Source organism: Acidovorax kalamii (genome assembly GCF_002245625.1).
GTDB lineage: Bacteria > Pseudomonadota > Gammaproteobacteria > Burkholderiales > Burkholderiaceae_C > Acidovorax > Acidovorax kalamii.
This window is the reverse complement of the sequence record NZ_NOIG01000004.1, coordinates 461,338-484,411: the sequence shown is the minus strand read 5'-3', so window position 1 is coordinate 484,411 and position 23,074 is coordinate 461,338. Positions and strand designations below refer to the sequence as shown.

The following is a 23,074-nucleotide window of genomic DNA, read 5'->3' as shown; positions in this document are numbered from 1 at the left end:
ACCTTGCAAAGAATGTGCTGAACCCGCCACCAAAGCCGGCTTGCTTTGGTTATTGTTCATCACCATTATCTGCAGCCACCGGGGGCCGGTTTATGGGGGTTTGCCCTTGCGCGAAGGTGCTTGAAACGACTTCGCCCACCGTGCGCGTGACGCGCTGGGTGGGCGAAACCGGTGTCTCTCGGGCCGCCACCACGCCATGCAACTGGCGTGGATAACGGCCGAAAAACAGAGGATCAGCGCAGCATCAGAGCTTCAGGCGCGCGCGTGCCGCCTCGTACTCGCTGCGCAGCCTGGCCACCAGCTCGGCGGTGCTGGTCACGGCGCTGATGGCGCCAATGCCCTGGCCGCAGCCCCAGATGTCCTTCCAGGCCTTCTTGGCGTCGCCGCCAAAGTTCATCTTGCTCGGGTCGGACTCGGGCAGGTTGTCCGGGTCCATGCCTGCGGCACGGATCGAGGGTGCCAGGTAGTTGCCATGCACGCCGGTGAACAGGTTGCTGTAGACGATGTCGTCCGAGCTGCCTTCGACGATGGCCTGCTTGTACGCATCGCTGGCGCGTGCCTCGTGCGTGGCAATGAAGGCCGAGCCGATGTAGCCGAAGTCCGCCCCCATGGCCTGCGCGGCCAGCACGGCGCCGCCGCTGGCGATGGAGCCGCTCAGGGCCACCGGGCCATCGAACCACTGGCGGATCTCCTGGATCAGCGCAAAGGGGCTCTTCACGCCCGCATGGCCGCCCGCACCGGCGGCCACTGCGATCAGGCCGTCGGCGCCCTTCTCGATGGCCTTGCGCGCGAACTTGTTGTTGATGATGTCGTGCAGCACCACACCGCCCCAGCCATGCACGGCCTGGTTCACGTCCTCACGCGCACCCAGGCTGGTGATGATGATCGGCACCTTGTACTTGGCGCAGACCTGCATGTCGTGCTCCAGCCGGTCGTTGCTCTTGTGCACGATCTGGTTGATGGCAAACGGCGCGGCGGGCTTGTCGGGGTTGGCCTTGTTGTAGGCGGCCAGGGTCTCGGTGATCTCGGCCAGCCATTCGTCGAGCAGTTCGGCAGGGCGGGCGTTGAGCGCGGGCATGGAGCCCACCACACCGGCCTTGCACTGCTCGATCACGAGCTTGGGGTTGCTGATGATGAACAGCGGCGAGCCGATGACAGGCAGCGACAGGTTTTGCAGCACGGGTGGCAGTTTGGACATGGCAACAACTTCCAGGACAAGAAATTAGGATGAAATGGGCCGCTACCGCCTGATGGATATGCGCTAGCAGCTATTATTTTTATAGCACCCTGCAGCACAGGGGTGCGTCTCCTCACAGCTCGCTCGCCGCGCCTCAGAAGGCGTCCAGCGCCAGCTCGGTCACGCTGGCCGCGCCTTCCACAATGCTGTCGCGCAGGCCGGGGGCCTTCACCAGGATGTGGTCGGCATAGAACTGTGCCGTGGTGATTTTTGCGCGCATGAAGGCTTGGTCCTGTCCCTTTTGCAACAGGTCCTGCGCCACCAGCAGGCTGCGCGCCAGCTGCCAGCCCGCCACCACATTGCCCGCAAGCATCAGGTAGGGCACGCTACCCGCAAACACGGCGTTGGGCTGGGCCTTGGTGCCACCAGCCACAAAGTCAATCACATCGAGCAGCGCCTTGCGCGCGGCCGTCAGGCGCTTGGCCACGGCCAGGGCAGCGGGCGTGCCACTGGCCAGCAGGTCGGCTTCGGTCTTTTCGATCTGCGCGGCGATGCCCTTGGCCGTCTGGCCGCCGTCGCGCGCCGTCTTGCGGCCCACCAGGTCGTTGGCCTGGATGGCGGTGGTGCCTTCGTAGATGGTGAGGATCTTGGCGTCGCGGTAGTACTGCGCAGCGCCCGTTTCTTCGATGAAGCCCATGCCGCCATGCACCTGCACGCCCAGGCTGGTGACTTCCTGGCTCATCTCGGTGCTGTAGCCCTTGACCAGCGGCACCATGAATTCGTAGAACGCCTGGTTCTGTTTGCGCGTGTCGGCGTCGGGGTGGTGGTGTGCAGCGTCAAACGCGGCAGCGGCCACCGTGGCCATGGCGCGGCAGCCTTCGGTGTAGGCGCGCATGGTCATGAGCATGCGCTTCACATCGGGGTGGTGAATGATGGGCGCGCTGGCGGCGATGCTGCCGTCCACCGGGCGGCTTTGCACGCGGTCTTTCGCGTACTGCACGGCCTTCTGGTAGGCGCGCTCGGCAATCGCGATGCCCTGCATGCCCACGGCGTAGCGCGCGGCGTTCATCATGATGAACATGTATTCGAGGCCCCGGTTTTCCTCGCCCACCAGATAACCGACGGCACCACCGTTATCGCCGAATTGCAGCACGGCGGTGGGCGATGCCTTGATGCCCAGCTTGTGCTCGATGCTCACGCAGTGCGCGTCGTTGCGCGCGCCCAGCGAGCCATCCTTGTTGACCAGGAACTTGGGCACCACGAACAGGCTGATGCCCTTCACGCCCTCGGGCGCACCCTGCACGCGGGCCAGCACCAGGTGCACGATGTTGGCGGCCATGTCGTGCTCGCCATAGGTGATGAAGATCTTGGTGCCAAAAACCTTGTAGCTGCCGTCGGGCTGCGGCTCGGCGCGCGAACGCACCAGCGCGAGGTCCGAACCGGCCTGGGGCTCGGTCAGGTTCATGGTGCCGGTCCACTCGCCCGTCACCAGTTTTTCGAGGTAGGTGGCCTTGAGCTCGTCGCTGCCAGCCGTGAGCAGCGCCTCGATGGCGCCGTCAGTCAGCAGCGGGCACAGCGCAAAGCTCATGTTGGCGCTGTTGGTCATCTCGATGCAGGCCGCACCGATGGTCTTGGGCAGGCCCTGGCCGCCAAAGTCGGCCGGGTGCTGCAGGCCCTGCCAGCCGCCCTCGCCGTACTGGCGGAATGCGTCCTTGAAGCCGGGGGTGGTGGTGACCACGCCGGATTGAAAGCTCGACGGGTTCTTGTCGCCTTCGAAGTTGAGCGGAGCCAGCACGCCCTCGTTGAACTTGGCGCACTCTTCCAGCACGGCGGCGGCGGTGTCCAGGCCGGCATCTTCAAAGCCGGGGATCTGCGCGATCTGTTCGATGTTGGCCAGGTGCTCGATATCGAACAGCATGTCCTTGACGGGGGCGGTGTAGCTCATGGGGGTCTCCGGGAAATTTCGTCAAAAAAAAGGCATCGCAAGCGATGCCTTTTGTAGCGGCTATGGGGCCAGGGCGCCTTACAGCGCCTTCACCAGTTCCGGCACGGCCGTGAACAGGTCGGCTTCCAGGCCGTAGTCGGCCACGCTGAAGATGGGGGCTTCGGGGTCCTTGTTGATCGCAACGATCACCTTGGAATCCTTCATGCCAGCCAAGTGCTGGATGGCGCCCGAGATGCCAGCGGCGATGTACAGCTGCGGCGCGACGATCTTGCCGGTCTGGCCCACCTGCAGGTCGTTCGGGGCGTAGCCCGCATCCACCGCAGCGCGGCTGGCACCGATGGCGGCACCCAGCTTGTCGGCCAGGGGGGTGATGACTTCGTCGAACTTTTCCTTGCTGCCCAGCGCGCGGCCACCGGAGACGATGATCTTGGCGGCAGTGAGTTCGGGGCGGTCGCTCTTGGCGATTTCGCTGCCCACGTAGCTGCTCTTGCCCGCATCGGCAGTGGCAGCAGCGGTTTCGACAGCGGCGCTGCCACCGGAGGCGGCAGCGGCGTCAAAACCCGTGGTGCGCACGGTGATGACCTTCACCGCGTCGCCCGATTGCACGGTGGCAATGGCGTTACCGGCGTAGATCGGGCGCTCGAAGGTGTCGGCGCTCACGACCTTGGTGATATCGCTGATCTGGGCCACGTCCAGCTTGGCAGCCACGCGGGGGGCGATGTTCTTGCCGCTAGCGGTGGCCGGAAACAGGATGTGGCTGTAGCTCGAAGCAATGGCCAGCACTTGCGCGGCCACGTTTTCGGCCAGGCCGTGGGCCAGGCTGGCAGCGTCGGCGTGGATGACCTTGCTCACACCAGCGATCTGGCCGGCGGCGGCGGCAGCAGCGCCCGCGTTGTGGCCAGCCACCAGCACATGCACGTCGCCACCGCAAGCGGCTGCGGCCGTCACGGTGTTCAGGGTTGCGCCCTTGATGGATGCGTTGTCGTGTTCAGCAATAACGAGTACCGACATTTAGATCACCTTCGCTTCGTTCTTGAGTTTCTCGACCAGGGCGGCCACGTCGGCCACCTTGACGCCAGCGCCGCGCTTGGCAGGCTCGCTGACCTTCAGGGTCTTGAGGCGGGGCGCCACGTCCACGCCGAGGTCTTCGGGCTTGACGGTGTCCAGCTGCTTCTTCTTGGCCTTCATGATGTTGGGCAAGGTGACGTAGCGGGGCTCGTTCAGGCGCAGGTCGGTGGTGATGACAGCAGGCAGCGACAGGGCCAGGGTTTCCAGGCCGCCGTCGATTTCGCGCGTCACGTTGACCTTGTCAGCAGCCAGTTCCACCTTGCTGGCATTGGTGGCTTGCGGCAGGTCGGCCAGGGCCGCCAGCATCTGGCCGGTCTGGTTGGCGTCGTCGTCGATGGCCTGCTTGCCCAGGATCACGAGCTGAGGCTGTTCCTTGTCCACCAGGGCCTTGAGCAGCTTGGCCACGGCCAGGGGCTGCAGTTCCACGTCGGTCTCGACCAGGATGGCACGGTCGGCGCCGATGGCCATGGCGGTGCGCAGGGTTTCCTGGCACTGGGCCACGCCGCAGGAGACTGCGATGACTTCGGTCACCAGGCCTTTTTCTTTCAGGCGCACGGCCTCTTCAACGGCGATTTCGTCAAAGGGGTTCATGCTCATCTTCACGTTGGCGATGTCCACACCCGTGTTGTCCGACTTCACGCGGACCTTCACGTTGTAGTCCACCACGCGCTTGACAGGGACCAAGACCTTCATTGCTGCGGCTCCTAGAGAGTTGGTTGAATTGACGTTTACGTAAACTGGAACATTCTATGCCGCACTGCAACGCAACTGCTACAGGACCGGGGCAGAGACTGCACGATCAAAAAAGAACGATCGTGCTTTTTGTCGATTATAGGCGAGTGCGCCGGACCACTGTCCAGTGTTTGTTGTCGCCTGCGGAACCCGGCACCAGGGCTGCATGCCGGACTCACTGCGCGGGAGCCGGTGCGGGTGCCACCGGAGCGCCGGGCGACATCGCCGCCGCCAGCCCCCCATCGACCTGCACGTGCATGACCCGCTGGGGGTACGGGATTTCGATCTGGTGGGCGCGCAAGGCGCTCAGGATGGCGCGGTTGATCTCCGAACGCAGGCCCAAGGCGCCGTTCTCGGGATCGGCAATCCAGAAGCCCACCGTGAACTCCAGCCCGTCGGCACCAAAGGCCGACAAGGCCACGCTGGGCGCGGGATCGCGTAGCACCCGGCTGCTGGCCAGGGCCGCCTCGCCCAGGAGGCGGGTGACCAGTTCCACATCGCTTTCATAGGCCACGCTCACCACGGTGGACAGCCACACGCGGGGGTCGGCCAGCGACAGGTTCTCCACCCGCTGGGTGATCAGCATTTCATTGGGCACGATGGATTCGCGGCCCGTGGAAGAGCGCACCACGGTGTAGCGGGCATTGATGGCGGTGATGCGGCCCTCGAAGTTGTCCACCCGCACGTTGTCGCCAATGCGCATGCTGCGCTCGGCCAGAATGACAAAGCCGCTTACATAGTTGGATGCAAGCTTCTGCAGGCCAAAACCGATGCCCACGCCCACCGCACCCCCCAGCACCGACAGGGCCGTGAGGTCGATGCCCACGGCCGACAAGGCCATCATGAGCCCCACAAACACCAACAGCGCGCGCACGGCATTGCTCACGGCCATGCGCAGCGACAGCTCGGCCCCGGTGGCCGAGCGCAGCAGGCGCGCCTCGATGACCGCAGAAATCCACAGCGCAATCAGCAGGACAGCACCCGCCGTCAACGCGCCTTCGATCATGGTGCGCACCGACAGCGTGGCACCGCCCACCTTCCAGTGGATCTGGTCCAGCTCGTCCAGCACCAGCGGCAGGAGCCCCGTGACCCACAGCACCATGCCCAGCCAGGCCAGCCAGGAGATAGAGCGCTCGATGGGCCGCACCCAGGCGGCATCGGGATACGCTACCTGCAGCACCTTCACGCCGATGCGTATCACGACCAGCGCCACCAGCACCGGGATCGCCACCTTGAAGGCCGCCAGCGCCACCCAGTGGTGCAGCACGGTGCGCGCCACATAGGCCAGGCCCAGCAGCAGCAGCGGGAACAGCGCGCCATCCACGATCCGCACACCAAACAGGATGGAACGCGGATCCCCCCGTTGCAGGCCGCGCTGCAGCAGCGCCACCAACGCCCAGGCCAGGGCCACACAGCCCGCCAGGGCCGCCAGCTCCACCAGCACGGTGGGGCTCAAAAAGGCCTGCACCCACAAGCCCACATCGTCCAGCATCGGTTTGTCCATTGCCATCGTGCGGGCCCTCAGCGCTTCCAGCCGGGCTGGCGCTTTTCCGCAAAGGCGCGTGCGCCCTCCTGCGCGGCCTCATCCATCATGTTGGTGGCCATGGCCTGGCCCGCCAGCTGGTAGGCGGCGTCCATGCCCAGCTCGCGCTGCTGGTAGACCAGCGCCTTGCCCATGGCCACGGCCACGCGGGGCTTCTGCAGGATGGACAACACCAGTTTTTCGACCTCAGCATCCAGGGCATCGGCAGGCACCACGCGGTTGACCAGCCCTTGCGCCAGCGCCGTGGGGGCGTCGATGAAATCGCCGGTGAGCAGCATCTCCATCGCCCGCTTGGCGGGCACGTTGCGCACCAGGGGCACGCTGGGTGTGGCACAGAACAGGCCGTAGTGGATGCCGCTGGTGGCAAAGCTGGCCGTGTCGGCCGCCACGGCCAGGTCGCACTGCGCCACCAGCTGGCAACCCGCCGCCGTGGCCATGCCCTGCACGCGCGCGATCACGGGCACGCTGAGCTTGTGGATGGTGAGCATCATGCGGCTGCACTGTGCAAACAGCTGCTGGTAGTACGCCAGATCGGGATGGGCCGCCATGTCCTTGAGGTTGTGGCCCGCGCAAAACGCCTTGCCCGCCGCAGCCAGCACCACCACACGCACCGATTCATCACGACCGGCATCGTCCAGCGCCCGCTGCAGCGCCGCAAGCATCTCGCTGCCCAGCGCATTGAAGCGGGCGGGGTCGTTCAGGGTCAGGGTGACCACGCCACGGGCGTCGCGGGTGGTTGTCAGCACATCATCGAAGTTCTTTGTCGTCATAGTTTGCTCCTGTCAGCCATCTGCACGCCGACTGAAACTGGCACGGCTCAGGCGAGGGCCGCCGCGCAAGGGCCGCCCCGCCGCGCTGGCGGCGTCCCCCTTCCGCATGGCACAGCGATGCAAGAGAAGGGGGAAGCGGCAAAGCCGCTCAGGGGGTTGGTCACAAGTCCGCCAGGACGCGCAGGTGCGTCTCCACACTGCGCGCCAGCGGCCCCATCACATAGCCACCTTCCAGGCAGGACACGATGCGGCCCTTGGCATAGCGCCGCGCCACGTCCTTCACACGCTGGGTGATCCAGGCGTAGTCCTGCTCGGTCAGGCCCAGCTGGCCCATGTCGTCCTCGCGGTGGCCATCAAAGCCTGCGCTCACAAAAATCATCTCGGGCTTGAAGGCTTCCAGCCGGGGCATCCACATCATCTCGATGATCTCCCGGATGTCCATGCCCCGCGTGTAGGCCGGTACCGGCACATTCACCATGTTGGGGGCCGGGTCCTGGTCGCCGCTGTAGGGGTAGAACGGGTGCTGGAAGATGCTGACCATCAGCGCGCGCGGGTCGCCCGCCAGGATGTCCTCGGTGCCATTGCCATGGTGCACGTCGAAGTCCACCACCGCCACGCGCTGCAGGTTGTAGCGCTGCAGCGCGTATTTGGCGGCCACGGCCACGTTGTTGAAGAAGCAGAAACCCATGGCCTTGTCGCGGCAGGCATGGTGGCCCGGCGGGCGCACGCTGCAAAAGGCGTTTTCGACCTCGCCCGCCATCACCGCGTCGGTGGCGGCCAGGGCGGCCCCGGCGGCGCGCAGGGATGCCTTCCAGGTGTGGGCGTTGATGGAGGTGTCGGTGTCGATCTGCGCGTAGCTCGGGCCACCGGCCATCAGCTCTTCGTTCAGCCGGTCCGACAGGCCCCGCAGCGCCGCAATGTGCATGCGGCCGTGGGCCAGCTCGATGTCGGCCAGCGAGGCCTCGGGTGCCTCGTAGCGCTCCAGCGCGTCGGCCACGCCGGTGATCAGCAAACGGTCTTCGATGGCATCGAGCCGTTCAGGACATTCGGGGTGCCCCGGGCCCATCTCGTGCTTCCAACAATCCCGGTGGGTGAAATAGCCCGTCTTGCTCACAGTCAATCCCCGTGTCTCAATTTTTTAGGATAACGTCGCGCCATGAATGCACAGCACAAGATCAAATCGCTTCTGGACCAGCTTAACACGGTGATTGTGGGCAAACAGGCCCAGGTGCAGGACTGCGTGGCCTGCCTGCTGGCGGGGGGCCACCTGCTCATCGAAGACGTGCCGGGCGTGGGCAAGACCACGCTGGCGCATGCGCTGTCGCACACCTTCGGCCTGCAGTTTTCGCGCGTGCAGTTCACCGCCGACCTGATGCCCAGCGACCTGACCGGCGTGTCGGTGTACGAGCGCGGCAAGGAAGCCTTTGTGTTCCACCCCGGCCCGGTGTTCGCCCAGGTGCTGCTGGCCGACGAAATCAACCGCGCCAGCCCCAAGACCCAAAGCGCCCTGCTCGAAGCCATGGAGGAAAAGCAGGTGTCGGTGGAGGGTGAAACCCGCGCCCTGCCCCACCCCTTCTTCGTGATTGCCACCCAGAACCCGCACGACCAGCTGGGCACCTTTGCGCTGCCCGAGTCGCAACTCGACCGTTTCCTCATGCGCATCTCCATCGGCTACCCCGACCGTGCGGCCGAGCGCCTGCTGCTGTCGGGCGCCGACCGGCGCGACATGGTGAGCAGCCTGCTGCCCCTGCTGTCGGCAGACGAACTGACCGAACTGCAGCGCCAGGTGCAGGCCGTGCACACGGCCGAGCCGCTGCTCAACTACGTGCAGGACCTGATCGCCGCCACCCGCTCGGGCCGCTGGTTTTTGCAGGGCCTGTCGCCCCGCGCGGGCATTGCCATGCTGCGCGCGGCCAAGGCCCAGGCCCTCATAAGCGGGCGCGACTATGTCGCGCCCGACGACGTGCAGGCCGTGCTGCCCCAGACCATCGCCCACCGCCTGGTGCCCGTGGGCGACGCCGGGCGGGGTGCGGTGGAGCAGGTGCGCGCCATGGTCGATGCCGTGCCCTTGCCCTGAGAAGGTGTGAGCACACCGTGGCAATCCCCATGGACCCGGCTGCCCCCGCCCCCTGGCGCACCGCCCTCGCCCGGCTGAGCCCGCTGGCGCCGTTTCGCAAGCGCTTCCAGAACTGGTGGCAGGCGCGCCTGCCGCTGAGCGACACCCTGCTGCTCACCCAGCGCAACGTCTACATCCTGCCCACCAGCTCGGGCTGGATGCTGGCGCTTACGCTGGCCGTGCTGCTGGTGGCGTCCATCAACTACCAGCTGAACCTGGGCTACCTGCTCACCTTTTTGCTAGCAGGCAGCGCAGCGGCAGGCATGCACATCTGCCACGCCAACCTGCGGGGCCTCACGCTGCACCTGAAGGCGCCCGAGCCCCAATTCATGGGCACAAGCACGGCGTTTGAGCTGCAGTTGTCCAGCGACCGCAAGTCGCCGCGCTATGGCATCGCGCTGTCGGTGCATGGCACGGGCAAGGCCGAGCACCACTGGGCCTGGACCGATGTGCCCGCCCAGGGGCAGGCCAGCGTGCAGGTGGCCTTCCGCCCCACGCGCCGGGGCCTGCACCGTGTGCCCACTCTCACGGCCGAGACGCGGTTCCCGCTGGGCACCTTCCGCGTCTGGACCTACTGGCGCCCCGCCTCCGAGGTGCTGGTCTACCCCGCACCCGAAGTGCCCGCGCCGCCCCTGCCCCCGGGCGAGCCCCGCGCGGGCGGCACGGGTAGCGCACCGTCGCAGGGCATTGGCGAATTCGATGGCGTGCGGGCCTACCGGCGCGGCGACCCGCTCAAGCTCGTGGTGTGGAAGAAAGCCGCCAAGTCGCTGGCCACCGGCACCGACGACCTGGTGAGCCGCGACGCCCAGCAGGCCCAGCGGCATGAACTGTGGCTGGACCTGGCCCGTGCCGCCCTGCCCGACCACGAAGCCCGCGTCTCGCGCCTGACCGCCTGGGTGCTGCAGGCCGACCGGCTGGGCCTGGACTATGGCCTGCGCCTGCCCGGGGTCGAGATTGCCCCCGACACCGGCGCCGCCCACCGCAGGCGCTGCCTGGAGGCACTGGCCCTGTGTTGATAGAGGACACCCCCCTGAGCGGCTGCGCCGCTCCCCCCGCTCTCGCAGCGCTGCGCGCTGCGGGCAGGGGGACGCAGCCCTCGCTGCGGGGCGGCCCTTGCTTGGCTGCCCTGGCGCTGGGGCGCGCCAGTTTCGTGGGCTGCGGGTGAAGCGCAGCGCAGTGGAGAGCAGAAATGACGGCAGGCAGTGAAACGTTGATAAAAAATTCAATCAAAACAGCCTCCTGCGCTCGACCATATTGCCTTTATAGCTACTACTTTTATAGCAAACAAATGATGCCGTGCCTGGGACCATCCCCACAACCATGACCCTGCGCCAAACCCTCCACGCCCTGCCCCGCGACGCCCGCGACACGCTGTTCCTGCTGTGTGTGATTGCCTGGGTGATCGCGCCGCAGGTCAACGTGTTGCCCGTCTGGGCGAGCCTGCTCGCGGGCGGCTTGCTGCTGTGGCGCGGCTGGCTGGCCTGGAAGGGGCGGCCCCTGCCCACGCGCTGGGTGCTGGCCATCCCGCTGATCCTGGCCGTGGGCGGCACGCTGTACACCCACCGCACCATCCTGGGCCGCGACGCGGGCGTGACGCTGATCGTGATGCTGCTGGCGCTCAAGATGCTGGAGCTGCGCGCGCGGCGCGATGCGATGGTGGTGTTCTTCCTGGGCTTCTTCACGATGCTCAGCAACTTCTTCTTCTCGCAGTCGCTGTTCACGGCCGCGGCCATGCTGGTCGCGCTGCTCGGGCTGCTGGCGGCCCTGGTCAACGCGCACATGCCGGTGGGGCGGCCGCCGCTCGCGCAAACGCTACGCACGGCAGGCACCATGGCCCTGCTGGGCGCGCCCATCATGGCGGCGCTGTTCATGCTGTTCCCGCGCATGGCGCCGCTGTGGGGCATGCCCAGCGACACCATGGCAGGGCGCAGCGGACTCTCAGGCGTCATGAAGGTGGGCAACATTGCCGAGCTGGCGCTGGATGACAGCGTGGCCATGCGCGTGCGTTTCGACACCCCCAACGGCGCGCCGCCTCCACAAAGCGATCTGTACTTTCGCGGGCCGGTGTTTGGCGCCTTCGACGGCGTCGAATGGCACCCGCTGGGCGCACGCAGCGGCGACATGCTGCAGTCGAGCCCCAGCACCCTGGCCAACCTTCAGGTGCGCGGCGAGCCCGTGCGCTACGAAGTGACCCTGGAAGCCCACCAGCGCCCCTGGCTGCTGCTGCTGGATGCCGCTGCAACCAAGCCCGCCATCTCGGGCATGGACACGCTCATGACGCAGGACCTGCAGTGGCTCACCAACCGCCCCATCACCGCCGTGGTGCGCTACAAGGCAGAAAGCCACCCCGATTTCAGCCATGGCCCCAGCGCGCCCACCCCCCGCCTGCGCGCCTACACCGAGCTGCCCGCAAGCTTCAACCCCCGCACGCTGGCGCTGGCCCAGCAGATGCGCAATGACCCGCAGATCGCCCCCAACCCCGCCCAGAACAACGCCGAAGCCCTGGTCAATGCTGCCCTGGTGCGCCTGCGCACCGGCGGCTACACCTATACGCTGGAGCCAGGCGTGTACGGCCAGCACACGGCCGACGAGTTCTGGTTTGACCGCAAGGCGGGGTTCTGCGAGCACATCGCCTCCTCCTTTGTGGTGCTGATGCGCGCGCTGGACATCCCGGCCCGCATCGTTACCGGCTACCAGGGCGGCGACCGCAACCCCGTGGACGGCCTCTGGACAGTGCGCCAGAGCGATGCCCACGCCTGGGCCGAGGTCTGGCTGGCCGGACGCGGCTGGGTGCGGGTGGACCCGACGGGCGCCGTGGCCCCTGGGCGCACCGGCGCCTTCGAGCGGCTGCGCGCGCCGCAGGGTGCGCTGGCTGCCGCCATGGGCACGGTGCTCAGCCCTGGCCTGGCCCAGAACCTGCGCGCCATGTGGGAGGCCGTCAACAACAGCTGGAACCAGTGGGTGCTCAACTACACCCAAAGCCGCCAGCTCGACCTGCTCAAGGCCCTGGGCTTTGAAGCCCCCAGCTGGCAGGACCTGACCATGGTGCTGGGTTTCCTGATCATCTTTGCGGCCCTGGCTGGCATGGCCTGGAGCCTGTGGGAGCGCAGCCAGCACGACCCCTGGCTGCGCCTGCTGGCCCGCGCCCGCCAGCGCCTGGCCCGCGCCGGGCTGGTGCTGTCGCCCACCCTGCCGCCCCGTGCCATGGCCGAGCGGGTACAGGCACAATTCGGCGCCCCGGCCGCAGCGGTGGCCGACTGGCTGCTGCGCCTGGAGCGCCTGCGCTACGCCCCCCAGCCCGATACCGAATGGAGCCACCTGCGGCGCGAGTTCAACACCTTGCCCTGGCCCCCTGCATCCAAACACTGACCCCGGACATGCCGAAGACCCACCGATCGATTGCCCTCATTGCTACGTTATTGATAGCTACTTGCGCAATACCAGCAGGCGCAAAGCCCGAAAAATCCTCAAAAACCACCGCCACCAGGCAGCCTGCGGTGCTCTACGCATCGCGCCCCGAGGCCCTGCAGTTTGCCGACGACCTGGCCGCGCGCCGTGACCTGGACCGCGAATGGGTGCGCCAGGCGATTGGCCAGGCGCATTTCCTGCCCCAGGTGCCCAGGCTCATGCTGCCGCCGGCCAAGGGCACGGCCAAGAACTGGCGCGTGTACCGCAGCCGCTTTGTGGAGCCCATCCGCATCCGCGCCGGTGTGCGCTTCTGGCAGCAAAACCAGGCAGCGCTGGAGCGCGCGGAGCGCGAGTTTGGTGTGCCCGCCGAAACCATCGTGGGCATCATCGGCGTGGAGACCATCTACGGCCAGCAGATGGGCAACTTTCGCGTGATGGACGCGCTGGCCACGCTGGCCTTCGACTTCCCTGCAGCCCACCCGCGCGCCAAGGAGCGCACCGAATTCTTCCGCCGCGAGCTGGAGCAGTTTTTGAGCTTCACCAACCGCAGCAACACCGACCCCTTCGAACCGCGCGGCAGCTACGCCGGGGCCATGGGCCTGGGCCAGTTCATGCCATCGAGCTGGGTGCGCTACGCCATCGACTTCGACGGTGACGGCCGCGTGGACCTGTTCAACAGCCCGGCCGACGCGATTGGCTCGGTGGCCAACTACTTCCGGGGCCACGGCTGGACGCCCGGCATGCCCACGCACTTTGGCGTGCAGTTCGACAACGCGCGGCTGCAACTGGACGACCTGCTCGCCCCCGACATCCTGCCCACCTTCAGCGCGGCCAGCATGCTGGCCAAGGGCGCTGTGCTGGATGCCCAGGGCGCGCAGCACACGGGCCCGCTGGCGCTGGTGGAACTGCAAAACGGCAACGATGCACCCAGCTACGTGGCGGGCACCGAGAACTTCTACGCCATCACACGCTACAACTGGTCCAGCTACTACGCGATGGCGGTGATCGAGCTGGGGCGCGAGGTGGCGGCGGCACGCGGCACGCCGTGACCGGCCGCTTCCACGGCCTGCGCCGGTGACCAGCCCAGCGCGGGCGCGATGTACCGCGCGGTGTCGCTCAGGATCTGGGCGTACTCCACGCCCGTGAAGTCGTACGGCAGCTCCAGCCGCAGCTCCTGCACGCTCGGCAGGATGGGATCCTGGCGCAGGCTCTCCAGGATTTCGTCGGAGGTGCCCACCAGGTCGCGCGCGAACAGCGTGCGGCGATCGCCCTGTGGCCCCAGCGTGCGCGGCACCCTGAGTGCAGCCCAGGCGCGGTAGCGTGCACGGGTGGCGGTGTCGGCGCTGTCCAGCGGCACGATGACGCGGCCCAGCGCCACGCGCGGTGCATAGGGCGCCGACCAGCTCGCGTGGAACAGGTCCAGCTGGCTGCGCTGCGCCTCGAAGAAATTGTCGGTCTGCTCGCCCCGGTTGAGGTTGCCGATCAGCAGGTGGTAGCCCTGCGCACCCGCCCACTGCGCCGATTTCAACGAGCCGCCGCCGTACCACAGGCGCTCCACCAGCCCGGTCGCATGGGGCTGCACGCGCGGACGGTGGCGGCCCGCGGGCGACTCCACGAAGAAGTCGTCATCGCCAAAAAAGTCACCCCGCAGGTTGCTGCGCAGGCGCTCCACACGCGCATGCGAGAAATCGATGCCCTGCGCATCGCCATCGAACAGGCGCCCGCCCAGCAGCGGCCCGTATGGCGGCGCCCCCGCACTCAGCCCCACCTGCAACCGCCCATGCGAGAGCACATCCACCGTCGCCAGGTCTTCCGCCAGCCGGAACGGGTTCTCATACCCCATCTGGATCACCGCCGTGCCCAGTGCGATGCGCCGGGTGCGCTGCGTGGCGGCAGCCAACAGCGTGGTGGCGGACGACACGGCCCGCTCCAGATGCCGCTGGCGCACCCACGCGCCCTGGTAGCCCAGGGCTTCCCCCTGCTCGAACAGGCGCAAGGTGTCTTCCAGCCCCTGGTAGGGACTGTCCTCGGCATAGTTGCCGGGCGTCAGAAATGCAAGGTGCGCAATCGCCATGGTCAGAACTTCGGCAGTCCAGGGGGGTTGGTCTCGGACTTGGGCAAGGCCTCTTCCAGAAGGCTCCAGCGCTGCAGCGCCTGTGTGTACTTGCCGCTCTTGATGAGCCCATTGGTCGCCAGAGTGAGCGCGTCGGCCAGGCCCGAACCCTTGCGCGTGGTGATGGCCACGTCGGACTTGAGCGGCCAGCCCGCGTTCACCGTGCCCACCAGCTTGATCTTGCCGTCCTTGGCCGCGTGGTAGGCCTGCGGCGCATTGGGGTTGAAGTTGGCATCGGCCCGGCCCGAGACCACGCCCAGCAGCCGCGCGGCGTCGTCGTCGAAGTACACCACTTCCACGGGTTTGAGGCCCGCAGCGATGTTCTGCTTGTTCCACTCCAGCAGGATGCGCTCCTGGTTGGTGCCCGAGCCGGTGATGACCTTGAGCCCGGCAATGTCCTTGGGCTCCTTGATGGACGTGATCTTGCTGTCGGCGCGCACGTAAAAGCCGTGCAGCCCCAGGCGGTAGGTGGAGAAGTCGTACTTTTCCTTGCGCTGCTCCGTCACGCCCACGTTGGAGATGACCGCGTCGTACTTACCCGAGGAGAGACCCAGCGGCCAGTCGGCCCAGGCAATCGGCAGCAATTCGAGTTTGAGGCCCAGCGCATCGGCAATGAGCTGCGCGTAGTCGGGGTCGAAGCCCACCACGGTCTTGGCGTCGCTCGCGTAGGTAGCAATGGGCGGCGCAAAGGGGGCGATGGCCACGGTGAACACGCCCTCCTTCACAAACTTGAAGTTCTTCGGGATCGCCTGGATGGCAGTGGCGTCCTTCTCGGCGCGGACACGGCCTTTCTGCTCGGGGCTGAAATCGAATGCGGCGGCAGCGCTGGCAACGGTCCAGGCGCAGGACAGCGCACACGCCGAGGCCAGGGCCACGAGGCTGCGGCGCGACAGGGAATGGAGAGTCATGGAAGGTCCTTGAACGCTGCAGGCTTACTTCTTGGGCAGGCCGGGTGGGTTGGTGCGCGCGACCTGGATGGCCTCGGACTGCAGGTTCCAGCGCTCCAGCGCCTTGGTGTAGTTGCCGTTCTTGATCTGTGCGTTCAGCGCTACCGTGATTGCGTCGGCAATGCCCGAGCCCTTGCGCGAGGTCACGGCGATCTCGGCCGCCTGGGGCCAGCCGCCCGAGAAGGTGCCCACCAGACGGGTCTTGCCGTCGCGCGCGTTGTGGGCGGCAATGCCGTTGGGGGCCAGGTACGCGTCGGCGCGGCCCGAGGCCAGGGCCAGGTACAACACCACATCGTCGTCGTAGTACTGGATCTCCACAGGCTTGAGGCCTGCCGCGATGTTCTGCTGGTTCCAGCGCAGCAGGATCTGCTCCTGGTTGGTGCTTGCGCCCACCACCACCTTCAGGCCCGCGACGTCCTTGGGCTCCTTGATGGACGTGATCTTGGAGTTGGCGGACACGTAGATGCCCAGTTGGTCGTTGCGGTAGGTGGAGAAGTCGAATTTCTCCTTGCGCTCCTCCGTCACGGTGACGTTGGAGATCACCACATCGAACTTGCCCGACTGCAGGCCCAGCGGCCAGTCGGCCCAGGCCACGGACACCAGCTCCAGCTTGCGGCCCAGGCTGTCGGCGACGAGCTGCGCGATGTCGGGCGCGTTGCCCACGGGCGTCTTGTTGTCGGTGGCGTAGGCACCAAATGGCAGGCGGCCTGTGGTGGTGCCCACGGTGAGCACGCCCTCCTTGGCGAACTTGAAGTCCTTGGAGACGAGCTTGATCGCTTCATCCACCTTTTGCGAGCGCGGGCGCCCGGGCTGCTCAGGGCTCAGGTCGATGGCCTGCGCCGAGGCGTGGATGGGCGCGAGGGCGGCAATGGAGGCAGCGGCCAGCGCGAGGGCGGCCAGAGTCTTGTTCACAAAGGTCATGGATGGGCTCCGGGATAAAAAAGGGTTGTCGGATGGTTGAGAAGAAAAAAATCAAACTGCGTCGCCCACGCTGCCGCCAGGCCTGGGCACAGGCCTGCCACAGCGGTGCGAGAGAGAGGTCTAGGGATCCTCTGCACGAATCGAGCGGTAAGTGGGCACTGCGGATCGGGATGGGCTGCTAGGCGCGAAACGCAGCAATAGCCGTAGCTATTGCGAGTATTTGCAACGCCGCAGACCGCCCGAGACCGCAGATGCACACGGCGCGGTGATTCGTGCAGAGGGTCCCTAGAGCACCTTGGCCAGGAAGGCCGCCGTGCGGGGGTGATCGGGCTGGCTGAACACCTTGGCGGGCGTTCCTGTCTCCACCACCCGGCCCTGCTCCATGAACACCACGGTGTCGGCCACTTCGCGGGCGAAGCCGATCTCATGGGTCACGATGACCAGCGTGGTGCCGGTGCGCGCCAGCTCCTTGATGACGTCGAGCACTTCGCCCACCAGCTCGGGGTCGAGCGCCGAGGTGGGCTCGTCGAACAGCAGCACTTTGGGCTTGAGTGCCAGCGCCCGGGCAATCGCCACGCGCTGCTGCTGCCCGCCGGAGAGTTGGCGTGGGTAACTGTGTGCCTTGTCCGACAGGCCGACGCGGGCCAGCAGCTCCAGCGCCAGGGCCTGCGCCTCTGCACGCGCCAGCTTGCGCACGGTGACCGGCGCTTCGACGATGTTCTCCAGCACCGTGAGGTGCGGGAACAGGTTGAAGTTCTGGAACACCATGCCCACGTCCACGCGGCGCTTGAGGATGTCTTTTTCGCCCAGCTCATAGAGCGTGTCCGCATCCTGGCGGTAGCCGATCAGCTCGCCGTCGATGGCGATGAAGCCGCCGTCCACGCGCTCCAGGTGGTTGATGGAGCGCAGCAGCGTGGACTTGCCCGAGCCCGATGGGCCGAGGATCACCGTCACGCTGCCGGGCAACACGGTCAGCGTCACGTCCTTCAAGACCTCCAGCGCACCATAGCGTTTGGACACGCCGTGGATGGTGACCTCGCCGCCGCGGTTGAGTGCGCCTGTCCAGCGCGGAACCGCCACAGGCGCAGGCGCTGCTGGCACCACAGGCTCCGGAGCCACAACGGCCCGCCGCGCAGGCCACAGCCGGGCCGCGACAGCGCTGAAGATAGAGGGCGGCGGGCTGCGCAGCGCACCCTTGGAGAAATGGCGCTCGATGTAGTACTGCAGCAGCGACAGCACCGTGAGGATCACGAGGTACCACACGGTGGCCACCATCAAGAGTGGGATCACCTCCAGGTTGCGGCGATAGATGATCTGGATGGTGTAGAACAGCTCGGGCAGGGCCAGGATGTACACGTTGGACGTGCCCTTGGCCAGGCCGATGATGTCGTTGAAGCCTGCGGGCAGGATGGAGCGCATGGCCTGCGGCAGCACAATGCGGAACGCCTGGCGGCGGCGCGGCAGGCCGAGTGCGGCCGCCGCCTCCAGCTGCCCCTGGTCCACCGACAGGATGCCACCGCGCACGATCTCCGAAGCGAAGGCCGCCTGGTTCAGCGTGAGCCCGATCAGCGCCGCCACGAAGGGGCTGATGAGCTGCGTGGTGGGGTACGAGAAGAACTTCCAGTCGGTGAACGGCAGGCCCAGGCTCACGGTCTCGTACAGGTAGCCCAGGTTGTTGATGATGAGCAGCAGCACGATGACCGGAATGGACCGGAAGATCCAGATGAAGGTCCACGACAGCCCTGCCAGCAGCGGCGAACGCGACACGCGGGCCAGAGCCAGCGCCGTGCCCAGCGTGAAGCCGAACAAGGCCCCCAGCGCCGTGAGCAGCAGGGTGCGGCCCAGGCCCACCAGCACGGGCTCCGAGAAGAAATACTCGCCAAACACCCCCCAGCCCCAGCGCGGGTTGGTCAGCACCGAGTACAGCACCAGCGCAATGACCACAGCGGCAAACACGGTGCCCACGGCCCGCGCCCTGTGCCGCGCGGGCACGACCCGGTAGTGCGAATAGTCGCCCTTGGCGGGCGCGGGCAATGGGGTTGCAGGGGGCGCACTGGGCGCGTGGGTGCCAACGGGTGCAGCAGGTGCAGCGGGATGCACAGGGCCTCGTGGCAGGCCTCCAGCGGCATCCAGGGTGGTGGTTGTGGACATGGTGGGAACTGGTTGGGAGTGATCGATCAACAGCGGGCGGAATCAGGCAGCGCGGGCCAGCGCGGCCACCCGCAGCCACTTCTCGAACGGCAGGTGCCGGTAGGTCTCGTGCGGCAGTGAGGTATCGAACAGGGCGGTGTAGCCGTGGCGCAGGTACAGCCCCACGGCCTCGGGCTGGCGAAAGCCGGTGGTGAGGTACAGCCGCGCGTAGCCCTGGCGCAGCGCCTGGGCCTCCAGCTCTTGCAGCACGCGGCCCGCCAGGCCCTGGCGGCGCTGGGCCGAGTGGGTCCACACGCGTTTGAGTTCGGCCGTATCGGTGTCGTCATGGCGCTTGAAGGCGCCGCCGCCAATGGCCTGCCCATCGCGCAGCAGGAGCACGAAGTTGCCGCCTTGCGCAGGCGAGAACAGCTCGGGCGCGTATTTGTCCATTTCGCGCGGGCCGCCGTCCTGCTGGTAGAACTCGCCGTAGCGGCTCTCGTACTCCTGCGAAAGCTCGTCGATCAGAGGCCGGGCCAGCGGGTCCAGCGGTGTGGTGTAGAGGAATCGGTCGCTCATGGTGGGCTCCGGGTCAGGCCAAAAACCGCTCGGCCAGGCGCACCCAGTAGGTGGCCGAGGGCGCGAGGATGGCGTCGTTGAAGTCGTAGTAGGGACTGTGCAGCGATGCACCATCGCCATTGCCCACAAACACATAGCTGCCCGGTCGTTTGAGCAGCATGAAAGCGAAGTCCTCGCTGGCCGTGCGTGGACGAAAGCCCGCATCGACGCGCACATCGCCGAAGGTGTCCCGCGCCACACTGCGCGCCAGTTCCGTCTCGGCTTCGTGGTTCAGCACGGCGGGGTAGCCCGGCAGGTACAACACCTCGGCGGTCGCGCCAAAGCTCTCGGCCTGCGCGCGGGCAATGGCGGGAATGCGCTGTTTGAGGATCTCGCGCACCTCCGGCTTGAAGGCGCGTGCGGTGAGCTTGAGTTCCACGCTCTCGGGCACCACGTTGGGCGCATTCCCACCATGGATGGAGCCCACCGTGACCACGCCCATGTCCAGCGGGTCCACATTGCGCGACACCACCGTCTGCAGCGCGGTGATGATGTGGGCGCTGGCCACCACCGGGTCCACCGTTTCGTGCGGCGCGGCGCCGTGGCCGCCCTTGCCGCGCACGGTAATGGTGATCTGGTCCACCGAGGCCATGGCCGGGCCGGTCACGCAGCCAAAGTGCCCCTCGCCCACGCAGGGCCAGTTGTGCAGCCCGAACACGGCGTCGCACGGAAAGCGCTCGAACAGGCCCTCGCCGATCATGCGGTTGGCACCGCCGCCATGCTCCTCGGCAGGCTGGAAGATCAGGTTCAGCGTGCCGTCAAAGCGGCCCGATTCCGCCAGGAAACGCGCGGCCGCCAGCAGCACCGTGGTGTGCCCGTCATGCCCGCAGGCGTGCATCACCCCGGCGTTGCGGCTGGCATAGGGCAGGCCCGTGGCCTCGGTGATGGGCAGTGCGTCCATGTCGGCGCGGATGCCCAGGGCCTTGCTGCCCTGCCCCCGGCGCAGCGTGCCCACAACCCCGGTGCCCGCGATGCCTGTGGTGACGGAATAGCCCCAGGACGCCAGGCGCTCGGCCACAATGGCCGAGGTCCGGTGCTCCCGGAACGACAGCTCGGGGTGCTGGTGCAGGTCGCGGCGCAATGCCTTGAACTCGTGGATGAAGGCGGCAATGCCTGCTTCCACACGTTCCACGTCCTGCTTCGGCGCGGCGGGCAACGCAGCTCCCATCACGCCACCTTCCGGGCTGGCGCCGGTGCAGCACCTGCATCGGCTTGCGCGTAGCGGCTGGCCTTGCGTGGCAACCCAAGGTGGTCGCGCAGGGTGTGGCCCGGCAGCGTGCGCTGGTAGCGTCCCCGCGCCTCCAGCACGGGGATCACGTGGGTGATGAAGTCATCCAGCCCCTGCGACAGCACCGGGAAGCCCAAGATGAAACCATCGGCCGCGCCTTCGTCCACCCAGCGGATGATCTCGTCGGCCACGCGTGCCCCGGTGCCCACGAACTGCGAGCGCGGTGTGGCGGCCTCCAGCGCCACCTGGCGCAGGGTGAGGCCGCGCGCCTTCGCATCGGCCTTGATGCGGTCGGTGGTGGAGCGAAAGCTGTTGCGCCCGATCTCGCCCAGCTCCGGGAAAGGCTCATCGAGCGGGTACTGGCTGAAGTCGTGGTGGTCGAAATAGCGGCCCAGGTAGGCCAGCGCTTCCTCGACCGTGAGCAGCTCGCGGATGGCCTGGTATTTGGCCTCGGCCTCTTCCTGCGTGGCCCCGACCACGGGCCCGATGCCCGGGAAAATTTTCACGTCGTCGGCCTGGCGGCCGTGCACCACGGCACTGGCCTTGACCTTGCGCAGAAAACTGCGGGTCTCTTCGATGGAGGGCGAATGGGTGAACACCGCATCGGCGTACTTGCCCGCCAGGCCAATGCCCGCGTCCGAAGACCCCGCCTGGAAGATCACTGGCTGCCCCTGAGGGGAGCGGCCAATGTTGAGCGGCCCCGCCACCTGGAAGAAACGCCCCTTATGGTTCAGCGTGTGCAGCTTGTCGCGGTCGAAGAACTGGCCGGTCTCGCGGTTGCGCACCAGGGCATCGTCGTCCCAGCTGTCCCACAGGCCCTGCGTCACCTGGAGGTACTCGTCCGCGATCTCGTAGCGCAGCGCATGGTCAGGGTGGTTGCGGCTGTAGTTGGTGGCCGTGCCCTCCAGCGGCGTGGTCACCACGTTCCAGCCTGCGCGTCCCTGACTGATGAGGTCCAGCGATGCAAATTGCCGGGCGACGGTGAACGGCTCGCTGTACGAGGTGGAGATGGTGCCCGCCAGGCCGATCTTGGACGTCGCCACGGCCAGCGCCGACAGGATGGAGATGGGCTCGAAGCGGTTGAGGAAGTGCGGGATGGACTTCTCGTTGATGAACAACCCGTCGGCCACGAAGGCAAAGGCAATGCCGTTGGCTTCGGCCTTCTTCGTGGTATCGATGTAGAAGCCCAGGTTGACGCTCGCGTCCGCCGGGCCTGCAGGGTGTTTCCACGAATTCATGTGGCCGCCCGCGCCGTGCAGCATGACGCCAAAGCGGATGGGGGACTTGTTGTTGTGGTGGCTCATGGTTTTTTCTCCAGGGGATGTGGGGGGGATCAAGCTCAGGCTTCGGCCGTGGCGTAAGCACCGGCCAGCAGCTCGACCGAGGCCAGCCGCTCGGCAAAACCCGTGACGGGCGTATCGATCACAAACTCCTCAATGCCGTAGCGCGCGCTGAGCGCATCAAGCTGTTCGCGCACATGCTCGGGCGAGCCTGCAATCACATGGGGGCGGGTCTCTTCCAGCCGGTAGTCCGCCACGCCCGCCTGGCGCGCAAACTCCGCTGCGGCCTGGGCGCTGGGCAGGTTGACGCTTTGCCCCGTGGAGAGGTGCAGCTTGAACACACGCAAGGCACCCACCAGGCTTTCGGCCTGCGCCTGCGTGGGGGCCACCAGGGCATACAGCGCCAGCGATGGAGAACGCCCCGAAGCCTCGCGGTACACGCGCACCGTGCGCTCGATGTTCACCGGGTCGCCGTTGAAATGGCCTGCGTAGGTGAAATGCCAGCCATGGCGCGCCGCCAGCGCGGCGCTGTCGGGGCTGCCACCCAGCAGGTGGCGCTCGGGCAGACTCGGGGGGCTGGGGAAGGCGATGGCGCCGGCCAGCGCATGCTCCGGGTCCAGCGTGTTGTGCAGGAAGGCGTCCAGCTCCGCAAAGCGCACATCGAAGCCTGAAGCCGGGGACTTGTCGTGCAGCGCCTGCAGCGCCCGGGTGGACAGCGGCAAGCCACCAGGGGCCTTGCCCACGCCCAGGTCCACCCGGCCCGGCGCGAGCGACGCCAGCACCTTGAAGACCTCGGCCACCTTGAACGGGCTGTAGTGCTGCAGCATCACGCCGCCAGAGCCGATGCGGATGCGCGAGGTGCGCGCCAGCAAGTGCGCCACCAATACTTCGGGGGCCGATCCGGCCAGGCCCGGGTTGCCATGGTGCTCGGCCACCCAAAAGCGGCGGTAGCCCAGTTGTTCTGCGCGCTGGGCCAGCGCTACGGTGCGCTGCAGCGCCTCGGCCGCCGTGGCCCCTTCGGGGATGGGACTTTTGTCGAGCAGGGAAAGGGCGTAGGACACGGTGGGAGCAGCAATTTGCG

At 67.0% G+C, this 23,074-nt stretch carries 19 protein-coding genes; 4 read left to right on the top strand and 15 right to left on the bottom strand.

Annotated elements, in window-relative coordinates:
- Positions 1-244 precede the first annotated feature (244 nt).
- The 7 genes from CBY09_RS05260 to CBY09_RS05230 all read right to left on the bottom strand — a co-directional run bounded on the left by CBY09_RS05260 (position 245) and on the right by CBY09_RS05230 (position 8,301).
- Complete coding sequence (locus CBY09_RS05260) at positions 245-1,198, bottom strand: NAD(P)H-dependent flavin oxidoreductase (protein WP_094287148.1); 954 nt, start codon at positions 1,196-1,198, stop codon at positions 245-247.
- Positions 1,199-1,331: 133 nt separating this feature from the next.
- On the bottom strand, positions 1,332-3,122 hold the full coding sequence (locus CBY09_RS05255) for an acyl-CoA dehydrogenase (RefSeq protein WP_094287146.1): 1,791 nt from the start codon (positions 3,120-3,122) through the stop codon (positions 1,332-1,334).
- A 78-nt stretch (positions 3,123-3,200) separates the two neighbouring features.
- Positions 3,201-4,133 carry an electron transfer flavoprotein subunit alpha/FixB family protein gene (locus tag CBY09_RS05250; protein WP_094287144.1) on the bottom strand — a complete coding sequence of 311 codons (933 nt, stop codon included), beginning with the start codon at positions 4,131-4,133 and terminating at the stop codon, positions 3,201-3,203.
- Positions 4,134-4,883 carry an electron transfer flavoprotein subunit beta/FixA family protein gene (locus tag CBY09_RS05245; protein WP_094287142.1) on the bottom strand — a complete coding sequence of 250 codons (750 nt, stop codon included), beginning with the start codon at positions 4,881-4,883 and terminating at the stop codon, positions 4,134-4,136.
- Positions 4,884-5,097: 214 nt separating this feature from the next.
- Positions 5,098-6,426 carry a mechanosensitive ion channel family protein gene (locus CBY09_RS05240; RefSeq protein ID WP_094287140.1) on the bottom strand — a complete coding sequence of 443 codons (1,329 nt, stop codon included), beginning with the start codon at positions 6,424-6,426 and terminating at the stop codon, positions 5,098-5,100.
- 17 nt (positions 6,427-6,443) lie between these two features.
- Positions 6,444-7,235, bottom strand: coding sequence for an enoyl-CoA hydratase (locus CBY09_RS05235; RefSeq protein WP_094287138.1), 792 nt, complete (start codon positions 7,233-7,235; stop codon positions 6,444-6,446).
- Between the two features lie 160 nt (positions 7,236-7,395).
- The gene (locus CBY09_RS05230) at positions 7,396-8,301 is read right to left on the bottom strand and encodes a histone deacetylase family protein (protein WP_094287136.1); all 906 of its coding nucleotides are present in this window, start codon (positions 8,299-8,301) and stop codon (positions 7,396-7,398) included.
- 90 nt (positions 8,302-8,391) lie between these two features.
- Between CBY09_RS05230 and CBY09_RS05225 the strand changes: the two genes are divergently transcribed.
- From CBY09_RS05225 to mltB, 4 genes are all read left to right on the top strand, one after another.
- Complete coding sequence (locus CBY09_RS05225) at positions 8,392-9,312, top strand: AAA family ATPase (RefSeq protein ID WP_094287134.1); 921 nt, start codon at positions 8,392-8,394, stop codon at positions 9,310-9,312.
- A 29-nt stretch (positions 9,313-9,341) separates the two neighbouring features.
- Positions 9,342-10,367: a DUF58 domain-containing protein gene (locus CBY09_RS05220; RefSeq protein ID WP_094287132.1), complete on the top strand. Its 1,026-nt coding sequence runs from the start codon at positions 9,342-9,344 to the stop codon at positions 10,365-10,367.
- 304 nt (positions 10,368-10,671) lie between these two features.
- Complete coding sequence (locus CBY09_RS05215) at positions 10,672-12,720, top strand: transglutaminase TgpA family protein (RefSeq protein ID WP_094287130.1); 2,049 nt, start codon at positions 10,672-10,674, stop codon at positions 12,718-12,720.
- 8 nt (positions 12,721-12,728) lie between these two features.
- Positions 12,729-13,808, top strand: a complete 1,080-nt coding sequence (gene mltB, locus CBY09_RS05210) for a lytic murein transglycosylase B (RefSeq protein ID WP_094287128.1) — start codon at positions 12,729-12,731, stop codon at positions 13,806-13,808.
- On the opposite strand, the gene CBY09_RS05205 is transcribed toward mltB, so the two are convergent.
- The 8 genes from CBY09_RS05205 to CBY09_RS05170 all read right to left on the bottom strand — a co-directional run bounded on the left by CBY09_RS05205 (position 13,748) and on the right by CBY09_RS05170 (position 23,054).
- Positions 13,748-14,833: an LLM class flavin-dependent oxidoreductase gene (locus CBY09_RS05205; RefSeq protein WP_094287126.1), complete on the bottom strand. Its 1,086-nt coding sequence runs from the start codon at positions 14,831-14,833 to the stop codon at positions 13,748-13,750. The two genes, mltB and CBY09_RS05205, sit on opposite strands and share 61 nt — an antisense overlap.
- 2 nt (positions 14,834-14,835) lie before the next feature.
- Entirely contained in the window at positions 14,836-15,780 is a 945-nt protein-coding gene (locus CBY09_RS05200) for an ABC transporter substrate-binding protein (protein ID WP_094287124.1), read from the bottom strand.
- A 24-nt stretch (positions 15,781-15,804) separates the two neighbouring features.
- Positions 15,805-16,740 carry an ABC transporter substrate-binding protein gene (locus tag CBY09_RS05195; RefSeq protein WP_094287122.1) on the bottom strand — a complete coding sequence of 312 codons (936 nt, stop codon included), beginning with the start codon at positions 16,738-16,740 and terminating at the stop codon, positions 15,805-15,807.
- 285 nt (positions 16,741-17,025) lie between these two features.
- The gene (locus tag CBY09_RS24210) at positions 17,026-18,891 is read right to left on the bottom strand and encodes an amino acid ABC transporter permease/ATP-binding protein (RefSeq protein ID WP_094287120.1); all 1,866 of its coding nucleotides are present in this window, start codon (positions 18,889-18,891) and stop codon (positions 17,026-17,028) included.
- Positions 18,892-18,933: 42 nt separating this feature from the next.
- Positions 18,934-19,446: a GNAT family N-acetyltransferase gene (locus CBY09_RS05185; RefSeq protein WP_094287118.1), complete on the bottom strand. Its 513-nt coding sequence runs from the start codon at positions 19,444-19,446 to the stop codon at positions 18,934-18,936.
- A gap of 13 nt (positions 19,447-19,459) precedes the next feature.
- The gene (locus tag CBY09_RS05180; protein ID WP_094287117.1) at positions 19,460-20,653 is read right to left on the bottom strand and encodes a M20 aminoacylase family protein; all 1,194 of its coding nucleotides are present in this window, start codon (positions 20,651-20,653) and stop codon (positions 19,460-19,462) included.
- Entirely contained in the window at positions 20,653-22,017 is a 1,365-nt protein-coding gene (locus CBY09_RS05175; RefSeq protein WP_094287115.1) for an LLM class flavin-dependent oxidoreductase, read from the bottom strand. Before CBY09_RS05175 ends, CBY09_RS05180 begins: the two co-directional genes overlap by 1 nt.
- Before the next feature lie 35 nt (positions 22,018-22,052).
- Positions 22,053-23,054, bottom strand: a complete 1,002-nt coding sequence (locus CBY09_RS05170; protein WP_094288027.1) for an LLM class flavin-dependent oxidoreductase — start codon at positions 23,052-23,054, stop codon at positions 22,053-22,055.
- Positions 23,055-23,074 lie beyond the last annotated feature (20 nt).